Source organism: Caballeronia arationis (assembly GCF_001544975.2).
Taxonomy (GTDB): domain Bacteria; phylum Pseudomonadota; class Gammaproteobacteria; order Burkholderiales; family Burkholderiaceae; genus Caballeronia; species Caballeronia arationis.
Genome location: NZ_FCOG02000055.1, coordinates 25,479 through 42,028 on the forward strand (window position 1 = coordinate 25,479; position 16,550 = coordinate 42,028).

The 16,550-nt window shown below is 62.1% G+C and carries 15 protein-coding genes and 1 pseudogene; 8 read left to right on the top strand and 8 right to left on the bottom strand.

Going from position 1 to position 16,550, the window contains the following annotated elements:
* The first annotated feature begins 123 nt into the window (after window positions 1-123).
* Window positions 124-855, top strand: coding sequence for a GntR family transcriptional regulator (locus AWB81_RS26070; protein WP_062639426.1), 732 nt, complete (start codon window positions 124-126; stop codon window positions 853-855).
* Between the two features lie 54 nt (window positions 856-909).
* Here the strand turns inward: AWB81_RS26070 and AWB81_RS26075 are convergent, their stop codons facing one another.
* The 3 genes from AWB81_RS26075 to cynR form a co-directional block, all read right to left on the bottom strand.
* Window positions 910-1,890: a Dyp-type peroxidase gene (locus AWB81_RS26075; RefSeq protein ID WP_062639440.1), complete on the bottom strand. Its 981-nt coding sequence runs from the start codon at window positions 1,888-1,890 to the stop codon at window positions 910-912.
* 171 nt (window positions 1,891-2,061) lie between these two features.
* Window positions 2,062-2,340 carry a hypothetical protein gene (locus AWB81_RS26080; RefSeq protein ID WP_159938937.1) on the bottom strand — a complete coding sequence of 93 codons (279 nt, stop codon included), beginning with the start codon at window positions 2,338-2,340 and terminating at the stop codon, window positions 2,062-2,064.
* Window positions 2,341-2,674: 334 nt separating this feature from the next.
* Window positions 2,675-3,610, bottom strand: a complete 936-nt coding sequence (gene cynR / locus AWB81_RS26085) for a transcriptional regulator CynR (protein WP_062639428.1) — start codon at window positions 3,608-3,610, stop codon at window positions 2,675-2,677.
* 250 nt (window positions 3,611-3,860) lie between these two features.
* On the opposite strand from cynR, the gene AWB81_RS26090 reads away from it, so the two are divergent.
* The 3 genes from AWB81_RS26090 (at window position 3,861) to AWB81_RS26100 (ending at window position 6,891) form a co-directional block, all read left to right on the top strand.
* On the top strand, window positions 3,861-4,142 hold the full coding sequence (locus AWB81_RS26090) for a hypothetical protein (protein WP_062639429.1): 282 nt from the start codon (window positions 3,861-3,863) through the stop codon (window positions 4,140-4,142).
* Window positions 4,143-4,290: 148 nt separating this feature from the next.
* Entirely contained in the window at window positions 4,291-5,190 is a 900-nt protein-coding gene (locus tag AWB81_RS26095; protein WP_062639430.1) for a CBS domain-containing protein, read from the top strand.
* A 201-nt stretch (window positions 5,191-5,391) separates the two neighbouring features.
* A complete protein-coding gene (locus tag AWB81_RS26100) occupies window positions 5,392-6,891 on the top strand; it encodes a DUF2252 domain-containing protein (RefSeq protein WP_200822549.1) in 1,500 nt (499 codons plus the stop codon).
* Between the two features lie 34 nt (window positions 6,892-6,925).
* On the opposite strand, the pseudogene AWB81_RS46980 reads toward AWB81_RS26100, so the two are convergent.
* Window positions 6,926-7,256: pseudogene (locus tag AWB81_RS46980) on the bottom strand (superoxide dismutase); the annotation flags it as partial.
* A gap of 76 nt (window positions 7,257-7,332) precedes the next feature.
* Here AWB81_RS46980 and AWB81_RS26110 point away from each other — a divergent pair.
* Together AWB81_RS26110 and katG are read left to right on the top strand one after the other, a co-directional pair.
* Window positions 7,333-7,755 carry a DUF1801 domain-containing protein gene (locus AWB81_RS26110; RefSeq protein ID WP_062639431.1) on the top strand — a complete coding sequence of 141 codons (423 nt, stop codon included), beginning with the start codon at window positions 7,333-7,335 and terminating at the stop codon, window positions 7,753-7,755.
* A gap of 326 nt (window positions 7,756-8,081) precedes the next feature.
* Window positions 8,082-10,337, top strand: coding sequence for a catalase/peroxidase HPI (katG, locus tag AWB81_RS26115; RefSeq protein ID WP_062639432.1), 2,256 nt, complete (start codon window positions 8,082-8,084; stop codon window positions 10,335-10,337).
* A 54-nt stretch (window positions 10,338-10,391) separates the two neighbouring features.
* Here the strand turns inward: katG and AWB81_RS26120 are convergent, their stop codons facing one another.
* Genes AWB81_RS26120 through AWB81_RS26135 form a run of 4 tightly spaced genes read right to left on the bottom strand, consistent with a single transcriptional unit; the run spans window position 10,392 to window position 13,877 of the window.
* Window positions 10,392-11,684: an NAD(P)/FAD-dependent oxidoreductase gene (locus AWB81_RS26120; RefSeq protein ID WP_062639433.1), complete on the bottom strand. Its 1,293-nt coding sequence runs from the start codon at window positions 11,682-11,684 to the stop codon at window positions 10,392-10,394.
* A complete protein-coding gene (locus tag AWB81_RS26125; RefSeq protein WP_062639434.1) occupies window positions 11,681-12,430 on the bottom strand; it encodes an amino acid ABC transporter ATP-binding protein in 750 nt (249 codons plus the stop codon). Before AWB81_RS26125 ends, AWB81_RS26120 begins: the two co-directional genes overlap by 4 nt.
* Window positions 12,427-13,083, bottom strand: a complete 657-nt coding sequence (ehuD, locus tag AWB81_RS26130; protein ID WP_062639435.1) for an ectoine/hydroxyectoine ABC transporter permease subunit EhuD — start codon at window positions 13,081-13,083, stop codon at window positions 12,427-12,429. Before ehuD ends, AWB81_RS26125 begins: the two co-directional genes overlap by 4 nt.
* A gap of 29 nt (window positions 13,084-13,112) precedes the next feature.
* Entirely contained in the window at window positions 13,113-13,877 is a 765-nt protein-coding gene (locus AWB81_RS26135; protein WP_062639436.1) for an ABC transporter substrate-binding protein, read from the bottom strand.
* A 153-nt stretch (window positions 13,878-14,030) separates the two neighbouring features.
* Here AWB81_RS26135 and AWB81_RS26140 point away from each other — a divergent pair, with 153 nt between their 5' ends.
* Window positions 14,031-14,840, top strand: coding sequence for an IclR family transcriptional regulator (locus AWB81_RS26140; protein ID WP_062639437.1), 810 nt, complete (start codon window positions 14,031-14,033; stop codon window positions 14,838-14,840).
* 311 nt (window positions 14,841-15,151) lie between these two features.
* On the top strand, window positions 15,152-16,474 hold the full coding sequence (locus tag AWB81_RS26145) for an autotransporter-associated beta strand repeat-containing protein (protein ID WP_235025920.1): 1,323 nt from the start codon (window positions 15,152-15,154) through the stop codon (window positions 16,472-16,474).
* The last annotated feature ends 76 nt before the right edge of the window (window positions 16,475-16,550 follow it).

Sequence of the window (16,550 nt, forward strand, 5' to 3'; positions counted from 1 at the left end):
GTGCCTGGAAGGGGAAGCGGACGCGTCAATATGTCCGGACATATGTAAATTAATATGTTCGAACATATCGATCAAGCTATGATTTACCCTAGCCGCGCAAAATCGACAGCTTCGCCAGGAAAAATGAACAAACCGCATTTCGCCGATATCGCCCGCGACCTGACCGAGGGCATCGCGTCGGGCCGCTTTCCGGTCGGCTCCTATCTGCCCACCGAGCTCGAACTTCGCGACCTCTATCAAACGAGCCGGCATACGGTTCGTGCCGCGCTTCACGAACTGCAGCAACTGGGCTTCGTCTCGCGACGCAAGAACGCGGGAACGCGCGTGGAGTCGGTGCAGCCGAGAAACGATTTCCGACCGTCGCTCGCTTCGGTGGACGATCTCGTGCAGTTCGGCTCGGAACACCTGCGGCTGGTGCAGTCGACGGAGGAGGTGGCCGCTTCGGTCAGGCTCGCCAAGACGCTGCGGTGCGCGCAGGGGACGCACTGGTTGCGCATTTCGAGTCTGCGCATTGACGGCGACAAGGAAAGTCCGCCGGTCGGCTGGACCGACGTCTATATCGATCCGGCGTACACGGAAGTGGCGGAGGCGGCGAAGCAGCATCCGGACACGCTGATCAGTTCACTGATCGAAGCGCGTTACGGACGGTGCATCGCGGAGATTCAGCAGGACGTAAAGGCGGTCATCGTTTCGGACGAGATGGCGAAACGGCTGAGCGTGAAAGCCGGGACGGCGGCGCTCGAAATCGTGCGGCGGTATCTGGACGCATCGGGCGCCACCTTCGAGGTGTCGGTGAGCGTCCATCCAGCGGAGCGGTTCTCGGTATCGATGCGCCTCAAGCGTTCGCAGACCTGACGCGCGGGACCTTTCGCGTAACGAGGCGATGCCGGACCGGAGCGCCTTCGTCAATCATCCAGGCGAGGAGGATGTACTGTCCGGAGATTTCGGGCTGCGATCCGCGAGCGCTTCGAGGAGCGGGGCCGATGGGACGAAGAACAGGCCCCCGGTAACCGCGCGGCTGTAATCGAGAAGCCGATCGTAGTTGCCGGGCGGTCGTCCGACAAACATGTTCTCGAGCATCTGTTCGACCGGTTCGGGCGAACTGGCATAGCCGATAAAGTAGGTCCCGAACTCGCCGGCGCCCGGCCTGCCGAAGGCCATGTTGTGGCGCAGGATCTTGACTTCCTGACCCTCTTTTTCGATGGTCGTCAGCGAACTGTGCGACGACGATGGCTTGATACCTTCGGGAAGCTCGACGTCGGACAGCTTCCGGCGGCCAATGATGCGCTCCTGCGCCTCGACCGGGAGCGATTCCCAGGCGGTCATGTCGTGCAGATACTTCTGCACGATCACATAACTGCCGCCCGCGAATTCGCGATCCTGATCGCCAATGACGACGAAATCGAACGCCTCGCGGCCTCTCGGATTTTCCGTGCCGTCGACGAAACCCACCATGTCCCGCAGGTCGAAGTAGCGAAAGCCATGCACCTCGTCGACCACCGACACCGCATCGCCCAACCGCGCCATCAATTGAGCTGCGAGTTCGAAACACAGATCCATATGATCGGCGCGGATATGCAGCAGGATATCGCCCGGCGTGCCGATAGCGCGGCGCGCTTGGTCGCCAAATTCGCGGAACGGGTGCAGATTCGCGGGGCGGGGCGCGCCGAAAAGCGTGTTCCAGGCGTCGGAGCCGAAGCCGCACACGCACGACAGTTCGCCCGTGGGAGCGCGCGTGCCAACTGCTCGAACCAGTGCGGCCACGTCAGCGCACAACGCGCGCACGGTGTCCGCGCTTTCGACGCCGGGCTTCAGCGTGGCGACAATGAAAATGGCACTGCGGGTGACGGGATTGCAGACGGCTTGCGGCTCTGGGATGTCATCGGGCATCGGACGCATTCGCTCCACTCATTGAAAACCACTGCAATTGAGGATGGGATCTTTGCGACGAAGCGACCCCGCCGGTGCATGCTCGACAAGGTTAAATCAATTGCAGCGTTTGGTGGTCGCCAGCCGATTCGCAATTGGAAAGAGCGCCATGCTGGAGGACTTGAAGGAGATCTATTCTGCTCTCAGACTGCATGCTTCGTGGCCGAGTTCTTCGCATCGGCTCACGAGGTCGATATTCGTGCGGCGTGCGACCAGCCACGGGATACCCGCGTAACTCAGGATCGGACGTTTAACGCGGTACTCGAAAAGGTCGGGACCCACATGCTTGAAGAGCACGCGGTCTGCCGCGTGTTGATCCGCATACTCCTCGGAAACCAGGCCCATCTGTGCTGCGCGATGCATTGCCAGCGACCCGTCAGACGACGACTGAAAGCTGATATTGGACAGCACGCAGTACGCGACCGAGATTGCAACTATCGGCTTTGCAACGACGCCAGCATATGCGCGGACGCTTCCTTGCCTTTGAGAGGTAAGTGCTGCAACAGGCATGGTCACCTACTCGGTACGGGTTTACGTGTAGCGCATATTAAACGCTCGCTACAGCGGTGACAAGAAGAAGATATAGGGCTACGGAATATTTAATTGATTAGATGTTTTTGCGGGACTTTGGCCTGAATCCATTTCACGGTGATACTGGAAAAGCGCATCGCTAAAGAATCGAACGTTCGAACTTTCGGTGACACGTGCGATTTCATGACGCGTTGTCAAAGGCACGCTGTCATCGTTAGTCCGGATCGATCGGACCGCGCTCGGCGAAATCCTGCAGCGCCGACAGTTCGCCCTCGTGAAGCATCTCCTTCAGCAGCGCGCAGAACCTGACCGATGCCGCCGTCCGATACGCTCGCCGACGCTTAAGAAGTGCGACCGTGCGCGTCGGAAACGGCGGGTCGAGCGGCACATACGACAGATCGCCGTGTTCGCGTTGCATGGCGCTCGGCAGGATCGCCGCGACATCGCCGCGGCGTACGATCTTCAGCACCGCGCTGATCGAATTGGCCTGCAGGGCGATGTTCGGCTTGATGCCATGCGCGTGAAAGTAGTCGTCGATATAACGACGGGACACGAAGTTGCCGGTAAGGAGCGCAAGCGGCACGCCCGCAAGCTGAGGCGGCGCCACGGCGGCTGCGCCGCGCGTGAGCGGATGCGCGCCTCCGGCCACCAGCGTCAGCCGTTCGATGAATAGCGGCTCGATCTCGATGTCGTCGGAGCGGATGTCCGTAAAACCGATTGCGACGTCAACCTGATCGTCGCCGAGGGCGGCTTCGATCGCTTCCAGCGACATTTCCGAAAGCTCGATCGTGATCGCGGGATGCATGGCGTGGAACTGCCCGACCAGCGGTCCCACCAGATATTCGGTGAAGGTCGGCGTAACGGCGACGCGCACGTGACCGCGCGACAGATCGCGCACGTCGTGCAATGCCCGCCGTCCGGCTTCGAGATCCAGCACCGCGCGCCGGGCGAACTCGATGTAGGCGAGACCGAAATCGGTCAGCCGGACGACCCGGCCGCTGCGATCGAACAGTTGCCCGCCAAGTTCGCTTTCGAGTTGCCTGATCTGCTGCGACAACGCGGGTTGCGACACACGGAGGGTCTCGGCTGCCCGGGTGAAATTGCCTTGTTCGGCCACTGCGATGAGATACCGGATGTGTCGAAGCAACACTTGGGTCTCCATAAGCTGTTGTTATTGGCCTGATCCAAATCCAGTCTTGGACGGCGTGATTCTCGTTCGGCACAATCGATACGACTGCTGCCGATGTTGGTCGTGGTTCAGCGAACGGGCGTCTTCATTCGGCCGCTGATTGTATGCCAACGGCACGCTCCAACGAGCGGGCGACCGTGCCTGAGGAGCGCTTTCTGCACCCTCCGGCGATGCGTATCGAACGCTTGTGCGAACTGACGGGAGATAAAGAATGGAAATCGTGATCGTGGCGGCAATCGTCGTCGTGGCGCTCGGAGCGTTCGCCACCTTTACGATGGCGGATCTGCTTCCCCCGGATGTCGCGGCGAAAGCGGAAGAGCACGGCCGTTTCGCCGGACTTGCAGACGAGATCGCGCGGGAGACGGTGCCATCGGCCGCACTCGTCGCAGGTGGGATGGCGCGTCGCGACAGGGCCCGACAGCGTCGTCAGGTTCGTACGCTGTCGCGAAGCGACGCCCCTGGCCGGCGTGTTCTGCGGCGTCTTGCGAGATGATCGGCTCGCGCAGATAAATGCATGGCGGGGAAGGCGATGACAACTGCGGTGTCTTCGCCAGAGTTCGGGGCACGCTTCGGGCAGACGCTGGACGCGTGACATGGCTGTCTCAAGCCGGATCGGACCGCGTGACCAGTCGAGGTGTTGCGTGACGACACTGTTGAACACGAATCCGCACCACGCGGCCCGACGACTTGTCGGCCGTCTGACCTTTGCGGGCATTGCGGGCGCCGCCGTTTCAATGGTCGTCTGCATCGCGGTGCTGCTCCTGCTTCATGCAATCAGCCCGGCTTTCCATATCGAAGTAAGGGAAGTGCATCCGTTCACGTTGCACGACGAGAACGGGCTGAAGCTGATGCTCGGTGCCGCGTCGGTTTACTGGATGCTTGCGCGGGTTTGCAAGAACCGCCACGCGCGAAGACACGAACGCACTGGCATGAACGATCGAAACGATGGCATGCCGTCCAATGTCGTATCGATGAACACGGCTGCCTCTAGTCTGAATCGAAGCCAGTCGCGATCCGCCGAAAGCACGACGAAAGACCTGGAATCGATCATGGCGACTACGCGTCCTGTCGCGAGCGCGCGCATGCTGCGTCAATGCACCTGTGAGCAGATCATGACGCGCAACGTCGTCACCGTTTCGCTCGACACCCGGCGACGCGTAGTCGAGAAAATACTGGACCGCTACAGGATTCGCGCGTTGCCCGCGGTCCATGCAGACGGACGTCTGGCAGGAATCGTGACGCGCGAGGATCTGCAAAAGTCCGGGCGTCGCGTGCGGCCGTCGCTGATCGCGTCAGATGGCGTGTGCCTTTCCCATCCGCCATCGGCATCGCAAACGGTTGGTGGATTGATGACGTGCGAAGTGGATGCGGTCGATGCGACATCGTCGCTCGAAACGTTGCTCGGGCTCTACGTGAACAAGGGCCATCACCACATCCCGGTACTCGATGCGCAACGCAGGATCGTCGGAATCGTGACCACTTCGGATATCGTCGAGCGCCTTGGCTGGCTACCGGCGGCCGGTGGAACGCGGCGCGGCTGACGAGCGGCGACAGTGAGCAATCCGCGCGCCTGACAAGGAATTGAAGCGGCGTCACGCCGATTCCCGTCTCGCCCTGCGACACAACTCGAACAGTTCCCTCTACCCGCGAAGATTGCCATCGCGCGGCCGCGTCGTACGCGTTACGATCCGTTCATTCTTCGACAGATGAATCGATCGAACATGAACAAGGCGCGAACAAGCATGCTTGCCGATCAAGCCGGGCGCTGGTCCGGGGAAGAAAATGGCATGGCACCCAACCAGGCGCCGGTCGGGCACGTGGTTCTGGCCGACGCTGACAGCGACAGTTACCGCTCGCTGCGGCGTCGGCCCATGTCGCGCGCACAGCGCTTCGAACTCGGCCGGAGCCTTCGTGACCGGGTTCCCCGCAACACGCTGGGCGACTGGAAGGCTCCTGCGACGCGGCCGGACCCCGTCGAGCAGATCATGCGTTCGCATGAGGGCCGGCTGGACAGGCTGATTCCGGTTCGCGTCGGCCGCATGGTGGCATCGCCCTATGGGTTCCTGCGCGGGACGGCCGTCGTGATGGCCGAGGATGTGGCCCATCTTCCCGCGACGGGCATCACGCCGGTAGTTTGCGGCGATGCTCACCTGGGCAACTTCGGTTTCTACGCTTCACCCGAACGGGATCTGGTTATCGATCTGAACGACTTCGACGAAGCGCATCCCGGCGCCTGGGAGTGGGACCTGCGGCGGCTGGTAGCGAGCATCTGGGTGGCGGGCCGGCACACGGGCGCGAGCGAATCCCAGTGCCATGATTCGGTCGCGTCCTGCGTCGCCGCTTATCGCGAGGAAGTGCGTTTCCTTGCTAACGAACCGTTGCTGTCGCGCTCGTATCAGCGCATCGACGTCGACCGGTTGCACGAGACGGCGACCGATACCGCGCTGCGCGGCGAGATTTCCCGCGCGGCCAAACGCGCGCGGTCCCGCACGAGCGACCGCGCCTTGCCGCGCTTTACTACCGAGCGCGACGGCCGGCGCTGCATCGTGGACGAACCGCCACTGATCACCCGGGTTCCCGACGCGGAGGCGGAAAGCATCGCCGCGTCGCTGGACGAATACCTGGACACGCTGGCCCCGCACTGGCGCCGCGTGCTCGGCGGCTACACGCTGGTCGACATCGCGCACAAGGTGGTCGGCGTGGGCAGCGTGGGCTTGCGCGCCTATGTTGCACTGCTCGAAGGCAGCAGCGCCGACGACGTCGTGTTTCTCCAGCTCAAGCAGGCCCGCCGTTCGGTGCTTGCCCGCTTCGTTCACGGCGATTCGGCATGGCACGCTCATCAGGGACAGCGCGTCGTCGAGTATCAGCAGGCTCTGCAGACAGTGAGCGATCCGCTGCTCGGCTGGACGTCCATCGACGGCCTGCAATACTACGTCCGCCAGTTTCGCAACATGAAGGGCACGATTCCGCTCGATGCGCTCGACGCGGCTGCGCTCACCGATTACGCCGGGATCGTCGGCCATTTGCTGGCGAAGGGCCACGCGCGTACTAGCGGCGCCTCGATGATCGCCGGCTATGCGGGTTCGTCCGACAAGCTGGACAAGGCGCTGTGCCGATTCGCGCGCGCCTATGCGGACCAGACGGAGGCCGACCACGCGGTACTCGTCAAGGCTGTGGCTCGTGGTCTCCTGCCGGTCGAATACACGGAGCAGGGGGGAGGGAAAACTGCGTTTCGTCCGTAGGTGTCCGGTCGAATGGAAAGCGGTGGCCGTTCTGCACGGCCTCCCTATATCGACGGGCGACTTCAGGCCAGTCGATGACGTTGAAGAACGCGGCAATGTACTCCGGCCGGCGATTCTCGTATTTCAGGTAATACGCGTGCTCCCACACGTCGAGTCCGAGAATCGGCGTATTGCCCGACGCGATCCCGGACATCAGCGGACTGTCCTGATTACCTGTGCTTTCCGCCACGAGGTGCTTTTGCTCGTCCACGGAGAGCCACGCCCAGCCGCTGACGAAGGCGCGTCAGTGCCGCTTTCGTGAAGGCTTCCTCGAAGGCATAGAAGCCGCCCAGTTCGCTGTCGATCGCCTGGGCCAGCGCGCCTTCGGTCGACTCGTTCGCCTGCATTAAGTACCATGGTGGTCGCATGCGACCGGACCCGAATTCGAGGCATACGCATCCAATGAATCCATCGGAACAGATAGACCAACTGATCGCGAAACTCACCGACTGGCGCGGCCAAACGTTCGCCGCCATTCGAAAGAGCATCCTTGAGGCAGACCGGGAGATCGTCGAGGACTGGAAGTGGATGGGCAGCCCGGTGTGGTATCGCGATGGAATGATCGCGGTCGCCAACGCCCACAAGGGAAAGGTCAAGCTGACCTTTGCGCACGGCGCGAGCATTCCGGATCCTGACAAGCTTTTCAACGCGGGCCTGGAAGGCAACGCTAGACGGGCAATCGATTTTTTCGAAGGCGATGAGATCGATGAGCGCGCATTAAAGAGTCTCGTCCGTGCAGCGATTGAGTTCAATCAGCTCAAGCAGAAGAAAAAAGCGCCTTCGGGCACCCGGGGGAAAGGCCAAAAAGATAAAACCAAAGTCTGAGTCATCGATCAATTCATGCGGCAGATTGGCCGCTTTCAATGAGCGACGCACTCCCTCGGCAGACGATTGCTGCACCGCGTCGCAGCGACCACAGAAAACACCTGCCAAGCTATAGACCGGACCTATCACCGGCATTGCAGGAATCGACTTCTGTTGCCGGTCACACGCGCTTATATTTAGATGGAGTACCCTCGCCGACAAAAGCCGCAAGAGCCCGCCATGGGACTCCCGAACGAAATGCCCGCGGGCACCCGATCGCCCATACACCGTGAGGCGTGGCGCCCTGAAAGAACAATAGTGGGTAAGTCCTCTCAAGGAGATTACGCATGTCAAACGAAGCGAAGTGCCCGTTCAACCATGCCGCTGGCGGCGGCACCACAAACCGCGACTGGTGGCCGAAGGACCTGCGGGTGGATCTGCTCAGCCAGCACTCCCGTAAATCCAACCCGATGGACGACAGCTTCAATTACGCCGAAGCCTTCAAGAGTCTCGACCTCGCCGCAGTGAAGAAGGACCTCGCGGCGCTGATGACCGATTCGCAGGACTGGTGGCCCGCAGACTTCGGCCACTATGGTCCGCTCTTTATCCGCATGGCGTGGCACAGCGCCGGCACGTACCGGATCGGCGATGGCCGAGGCGGTGCTGGTCGCGGTCAGCAGCGTTTCGCGCCGCTCAACAGTTGGCCGGACAATGTCAGTCTCGACAAAGCCCGCCGCCTGCTATGGCCGATCAAGCAGAAATACGGTCAGAAACTATCCTGGGCGGATTTGTTGATCCTGAGCGGCAATGTTGCGCTCGAAACGATGGGCTTCAAGACGTTCGGCTTCGGCGGCGGCCGCGAAGACACCTGGGAGCCGGACCAAGACGTCTACTGGGGCAACGAGAAGACCTGGCTCGGCGGCGACGTCCGCTACGGCAAGGGTGCCGCCGGTGACGACGATGACGAAGGCGTGATCGTCGCCGACGAGGAACTGCATGGCGCCGAGGCCAGCCGGACCGACAACGGACGCAATCTGGAGAATCCGCTGGGCGCCGTGCAGATGGGTCTGATCTATGTCAACCCGGAGGGCCCCGATGGCAATCCGGACCCGGGCGCCGCCGCGCACGACATCCGCGAAACCTTCGCGCGGATGGCGATGAACGACGAGGAAACCGTCGCGCTGATCGCCGGGGGGCACACTTTCGGTAAAACGCATGGCGCCGGTCCTGCCGACAACGTCGGTACCGAGCCCGCGTCCGCCGGTCTCGAGGACCAGGGACTGGGCTGGAAGAACAGTTTCGGTAGCGGCAAGGGCGCCGATACGATCACGAGCGGCCTGGAAGTCACCTGGACCACGACGCCGACAAAGTGGGGCAACGGTTTCTTCGAGAGCCTGTTCGGCCACGAATGGGAACTGACGAAGAGTCCCGCTGGTGCCAACCAGTGGGTCGCCAAGGATGGTGGCGAAACCGTCCCGCACGCTCACGATCCGTCCAGAAAGCTCCGGCCGACGATGCTCACCACCGACCTGTCGCTGCGATTCGACCCCGAGTACGAAAAGATTTCGCGGCGTTTCTGGGAGCACCCCGACGAACTCGCCGACGCCTTCGCCCGCGCGTGGTTCAAGCTGACTCACCGCGACATGGGACCGCGCGTCCGCTATCTCGGCCCGGAAGTGCCGGCTGAAGAACTGCTGTGGCAGGACCCCATTCCGGCCGTGGACCATCCTCTCGTCGATGCAAAGGACATCGCCTCGCTCAAGCAGAAGATCCTGTCGTCGGGCCTGTCCGTTTCGCAACTGGTGTCGACGGCCTGGGCATCGGCGTCCACGTTCCGCGGATCGGACAAGCGCGGCGGCGCCAACGGCGCGCGCATTCGTCTCGCTCCGCAGAAGGATTGGGAGGTCAACCAGCCCGGGCAACTGGCGAACGTGCTGAAGGTCCTGGAAGGCATTCAGGGTGAGTTCAACGGCGCGCAGTCCGGCGGCAAGAAGATTTCGCTCGCCGACCTGATCGTGCTGGCCGGGAGCGCCGGAGTAGAGCAGGCGGCCGAGAAAGCGGGTCATCCGGTGGCCGTGCCGTTCACGCCGGGGCGCATGGACGCCTCTCAGGAACAGACCGACGTGCAATCGGTCGGAGCGCTCGAACCGCCCGCCGACGGCTTCCGGAACTACGTGAACCCCAGGCTTGGCGTCCCGGCCGAGACTATGCTGATCGACAAGGCGCAGTTGCTGACCCTGACCGCGCCCGAGATGACGGCGCTCGTCGGCGGATTGCGGGTTCTGAACGTCCACACCGGGCAGGATTCGCATGGCGTCTTTACGGATCGGCCGGAAACGCTCACGAACGACTTCTTCCGCAACCTGCTCGACATGCGCACGGAATGGAAGCCGCTCTCGCGGAACGCGTTCGAAGGGCGTGATCGCAAGACGGGCGAGGTGAAGTGGACCGGCACGCGTGTCGATCTGATCTTCGGTTCGCACGCCCAGCTTCGCGCTTGCGCCGAAGTCTATGCGAGCGAGGACGCGCAGGAAAAATTCGTCCGCGACTTCGCGGCTGCGTGGGTCAAGGTGATGAACCTCGACCGTTTCGATCTCGCCTGAAACGTCGCGTCGCCCCGTCAGGTTTGTCATCCTGACGGGGCGACGCGAATCTCTTCAGCTCATTGCATCGAGCAAGCCGTACCACGCGACTCCCGCGCTGATATAAAAGCGCTGCAGCGCGTGAAGCGGTATGCGGCGGATGGAGGTCGGCGGCAGCGGCAGCCCGTGCGTGGGCCCGGCCAGATGCGCGGCGAGATGCTTGCCGAGCGTTGTTGCCATCGCGATGCCGCGCCCGTTGTAGCCGAGCGCGATCGTCAGCCCCGGCGCCGGCAGATGCAGATGCGGCAGAAAGTCGCGCGTAATCGCGATACGGCCCGCCCAGCGATACTCGTATTCCACTTCCTTCAGTTGCGGATAAAGCAACCGCGCCGCCCGTTCGAGATGCGCCCAGTCCGACGCTCCGCGCGGCTCGCGAAACGGCCCGCGACCGCCCATCAGCAGGCGTCCCTCGGCATCGCGCCTGAAATAGAGCAAGAGCCGTCTCGAATCGGACGCCACTTCGCGTCCCGGCAGAATGCTGGCGCCGATGTCGGCAGGCAGCGGCCGCGTCGCCACGATGAAGCTGTTCGCCGCGATCACCGATTGCGCGAGACCGGGCCAGAGCCCGTCGCTATAGCCGTTGGTCGCGATAAGAACCTGACGCGCGTCGATGACCGGCCCGTGCGCCGTGCTGATGCGCCAGCCATCGGCGCTGCGTTCGAGTTTTTGCGCGCGCGTCGCGCCGTGAATCGCGACGCCTTTCGCGATCGCCGCGCGCGCCAGACCGCGCGCGTAGCTGAGCGGTTGCACGCTGCCCGCGCGCCGGTCCACCCAGCCGCCGACGAACGCCTCCGTGCCGAGCCGCTCTCCGATCTGCGCGCGATCCAGCAGTTCGACATGCGCCCCGCGCGCTTCCCATTGACGCGCCCGCGCATGCAGCGTGCCGATCAAGCTGGTCGAATGCGTGGGCTGAATCCAGCCGGCGCGGGTCGCATCGCACGCAATGCGGTGGCGCCGGATCAGGTCGAACACGGTGTCGGCCGCGCCGCCTGCCATCGAGACGATGGTTTCGCCGTCACGCGGACCGAAACGTCTCACGAGTTCGTCGGGATCGTACTTCAGGCCCGGTATCACCTGTCCGCCGTTGCGTCCCGACGCGCCCCAGCCGGGCTCGTTCGCATCGATCACGCAGACGTCGATCCCGAGTTCGCTCAGGTGCAGCGCGGTGGACAGCCCCGTATAGCCCGCGCCGACGATCGCGACCTCGACGCGCTTCGAAGCATCGAGCGGCGGCGCGTGCACCGCGGCTTCCGCCGTGGCGGCCCAGAGCGAGGGCGCCAGCGGACTGCCAGTGTCGACGCGCCTCATTGCGCGGTTCCGTTTGCAGCGGGTGCGAGCATGCGGCGCAGGAAATCGCGCGTGCGCGGGTGCGTCGGCCGTTCGAGCAGATCGGCGGCGGCGCCTTCCTCGCAGATGGTGCCGTCGTAGAGAAAGCACACGCGGTCCGCCACTTCGCGCGCGAATCCCATTTCGTGGGTGACGACGATCATCGTCATGCCGTCGTTGGCGAGTTGCCGCATCACGCCGAGCACTTCGCCGACCAGTTCCGGATCGAGTGCAGAGGTGGGTTCGTCGAAGAGGATCGCCTTCGGCTCCATCGCAAGCGCGCGTGCAATCGCGACGCGCTGCTGCTGGCCGCCCGACAGTTCCGCCGGATACGCGTTCATCCGGTGCGCGAGGCCGACCTTGTCGAGCAGATGCCGCGCTTTCTCGCGCGCCGCGTCGCGCGGCTCTTTCTTCACAAAGAGCGGCCCTTCGCAGACGTTCTCCAGCGCCGTGCGATGCGGAAACAGGTTGAAGCGCTGAAATACCATGCCGACATGCGTGCGCAGTTCGTGAATGCGCTTCGACTTCGCGTCGACGCGCTCGCCTTCGACGGTGATCGCGCCTGCGTCGTAGGTTTCCAGGCCGTTGATGCAGCGCAAGAGCGTCGATTTGCCCGAGCCCGACGGCCCGATCAGACACACGACCTGTCCCGCTTCGACACTGAGGCTCACGCCCTTGAGCACTTCCTGATCGTGAAAGCGCTTATGGATGGATTGGACTTCGATCATCGTTTCCCCTTCAGGCCGAGCCGGCGCTCCAGACGCCGCAGGCCGTAGACGAGCGGCAGGCTGAGCGCGAGATAGAGCAACGCGACGAGCGTGAACACGGTCATGTTCTGGAACGTCGACGAGGCGATCAGCTGGCCGGCGCGCGTCATCTCGGCGACCGTGATCGTCGATGCGAGGGACGAATCCTTCAGCATCATCACGAGCGTGTTGCCGTAGGGCGGCAGCGCGATCCGGAACGCCTGGGGAAGGATCACGCGGCGCATGATCATCGCGCCGCGCATGCCGATGGATTGCGCCGCCTCGATCTGTCCGTGATCGACCGCCTCGATTCCCGCGCGAAAGTTCTCGGCCTGGTACGCCGAGTACGCGATCCCGAGCCCGATGAAGCCCGCCTGGAACGCGCTCAGCTGGATGCCGAGGTCGGGCAGCACGAAGTAGATGTAAAAGAGCTGCACGATGATCGGCAGGCCGCGGATCACGTTGATGACGGTCGCCGCCGTGTTCGAGAGCACCTTGTTCGCCGACACCCGCATCAGTGCGAGCGCGAGGCCGAGAATCGTGCTCAGCACGAACGAGCAGAAGGTGATCTCGATGGTGACGACCGCGCCTTTCAGCAGGATCGGCAGGAAATCGAGCGCATTCTGGATGAACATCGCGTGTCCTCCTCAAGCCGGGCGCCGCGTCATTCGACCTGCCATTTCTTGATGATCTGCGTGAGCGTGCCGTCCGCCTTGATCTTCTTGATGCCGGCGTTCAGCTTTTCGAGCGTTTCGGTGTCGCCCTTTCTCACCACGAAGCACAACTGGCCCTTGACCGCCGGCTGGTAGCCGTCGACGAGGCGCAGTTGCGGATTCGGATTCTTCTGCAACTGGTACGCGATGATCGGATGGTCGCCGAAACCCGCCTTGATCCGGCCGAGCGCGACGTCGCGCATGATGTCCGCGACCGAATCGTAGGTGCGCACTTCCTTGAAGATGCCCTTCTTGTTCAGCGCGTCGACGAACGCCGTGCCGACCTGCGCGCCGACGACCTCGCCCTTCAGATCGTCCATCGACTTGTAGGGAGTCTTGTCGTCCGCGCGCACGATCAGGCCTTCGCCGTACGAATAGACCGTGTCGGAGAAATCGACGATCTGCTCGCGGGCGGGCGTCTTCAGCATAGCGGCGGAAATCACGTCGATTTTTTTGGTCGTGAGCGACGGGATCAGCGCGGAAAACGTGGTCTGCTCCACTTTGACGTCGAAGCCGCCGGCCTTGCCGGTCGCGGTGATCGCGTCGACGAGCAGGCCCTGGATCGAATTGCTCTTGACGTCGAGGAACGTGAACGGCACGCCGGTCGCCGTTGCGCCGACGGTGTATTCGGGCGCGGCGAACGACAGCGCCGGCGTTGCAGCGATGACCAACCCGGCGATGGCGGCGCCGGCAATGCGCTTCACAAACTGGATCATAAGGTTCTCCATGACAGTGACGACTGCGGTTGATGTATCGATTAGTGGCACGACTTCATCATATTCGAGTCAAAAATATCGAATAACATTATTTGCGTATCGATATTCGATATGGTAACGTCAAGGTATCACGATTCACCATTGGGTATTTCCATGAGCGGCAAGGGCGAAGAAGACACGAGCGGCGGCGACGCACCGGACGCGCTTTTCAACCAGTCGCTGGAAAAGGGCATTGCCGTGCTGCGCGCGTTCAGTGCGCTGCGCCGGACGATGAGCCTGCCCGAAGTGGCCGAGGCCACCTCGATCACGAAAAGCTCGGCGCAGCGCATGATCTACACGCTCGAAAAGCTGGGATACGTGCGCAAGCATCCGCGCACGAAGCGCTATCAGCTAACGCCCCGCGTGATGCAGATCGGCTTCAACTATCTTGCCGCGGATACCCTGATCGACGTCGCGAATCCATTCCTGTCCGAGCTCACGAACGTGACCGGCGAGACCACGAACCTCACCGAGCCTGACGGCGCACAGATGCTCTACGTCGCGCGCTTCGTCTGCATGAAGTTCGTGCCGATCCACATGCCGATCGGCAGCCGCATTCCGATGTACTGCACCGCCTCGGGCCGCGCGTATCTGGCTGCGCTGCCCGACAGCGAGGCGCGCGCGGTGCTCGAAGCGAGCGAACGCGTCGCGCATACGCAGTACACGGTGACGGACATCGGCGACATCGAGGCGCTGCTCGCAGAAGGGCGCCGCAACGGCTATGCGTCGAATCGCGAGGAACTGTTCATCGGCGACATGACAATTGCCGCGGCGGTGCTGGACGGCGAGAGGCGGCCGGTGGCGTCGGTGCACGTGGTCGCGCCGACGAGCCGCTGGACACTCGCCGATGCGGAACAGCGTCTCGCGCCCGCGGTGATCGACTGCGCGCGCGGTATCAGCAATTCCATCAGGACGCTTGGCTGACTCTTGAGTCTTTCGAGAGACATTTATCTTTCTGCTTGTTCAAAAGTTCTGCAAAGAATCAGCGGGAAATTCCTGATGCTTATTGAGATATTTGGGTATAATTTCAAGCGTGAAATTGACTTGATTCTGCAACCCTGAAACTCTCTTTCGTTGCAAACCTCAATTCGTATCAATTCGTAACGACCGCTCAAGACCTTGTAATTATCGGAAATCTATTGCATCTTCCGACTTTTCTCAAAGTTTCGGGGTTTGCAACGATGGAGAGAAGTGTCCGCAAGAATCGTAATCCGGCATAATTTACCATTCTTACCTTGCCGTGGCTCGTGTTTATATCGGCCGGCGCCGATGCCGCCTGTAACACCAGCGTAAAATCGACCATTTGCGATTCCTCCCCGACCAATCCACAAGCAACCCTGATTGGCGCCGGCAATGTGCCGTCCGAAGATGGTCGAACGGTGACGGTGGAAAATGGTTCGAGTATTGCCGTTGGTAATTCGAATGCGATTAGTTTGCGTGACCGGGCAAACGTCAATGTCCTCCAGGGTGGCACGGTCAGTGCCGTCTCGACCAACACTGGCGGTCTTTACAGGACGGGCGGGAATACCATCGAATTCAGAAACGCTGGTCGGCTGACGGTTGCACAAGGTGGCCAGGTTTCGTCCAATGGCACGCAAATACCCGCCGAAGCAGTTAATCTGCAAGGTGCGGTAAACGTGATTACCAACAGTGGGCTGATCTACGGAAAGAACGCTGCGGCAATCTGGTTCCAGAATCTGGCCGGGTTGAATACGGTCGTCAATACGGATACGGGCGTCATTCAAGCGCCCGGTAATGTGATTGGCGCAACTGGAAATGGCGCCGTCGATTTTATCAATCGCGGAAAAGTAATCGGCAATTTGTTCTTCGCGGGCGGCGACGATACGCTTCGCTTATATACCGGCTCGTCGATATCCGGGAATTTCAGCGGCGGCGCGGGAAATGACACTGTCTTTCTAAATGGGACAGGAGGGTCGACATTACCTGGAAACTTTTCCGGATTCGAAACTCTTTATAAATCCGATTCCGGCACGTGGATATTATCTGGAACCTTGAGCGGGGTCGTGCGTTCCGAAGTGGTGGATGGAACCCTGATACTCACCGGAGAGAATACGAATTACAGCGGCACGATGCTGGTGGACCCGTCCGGCACGCTCGAAGCGCGTGCGCAAAGCCTGCCGCCGACCGTCACCGACAACGGCCTCGTCCGGTTCGCCCAGCCCGATGCAGGCACCTACGCGGGCTCGCTGAGTGGCACCGGCGCGATCGAGAAGACGGGTGACGGGGTACTGACGCTCGCGCCATCGTCCGGTGCGAACACCTACTCGGGCGGCACGACGATTACGCAAGGCACGGTCGCGATTGCCGCCGATAGCGCCATCGGTGCCGCGACGGGCGGCCTCACATTCAACGGCGGCACGCTGCAACTGAACGACAACCTGGACCTGGCCCCGACCCGCTCCATTTCAATCACGTCTGCGGGCGGCATCATCGACACGCAAGGCTTCGCATCGACGTTGAGCCAGGGCGTCGGCGGCACGGGCACGCTGACGAAAGCCGGCAGCGGCACGCTGACGCTGAACGGCGCCAATACCTAGTCGGTCTTGCAGAATCGCGCGAAGCCAAGCGCAGCGTGCGGATAGGTGCAGATAAGCAGTTGCGAAACTCCCAGTT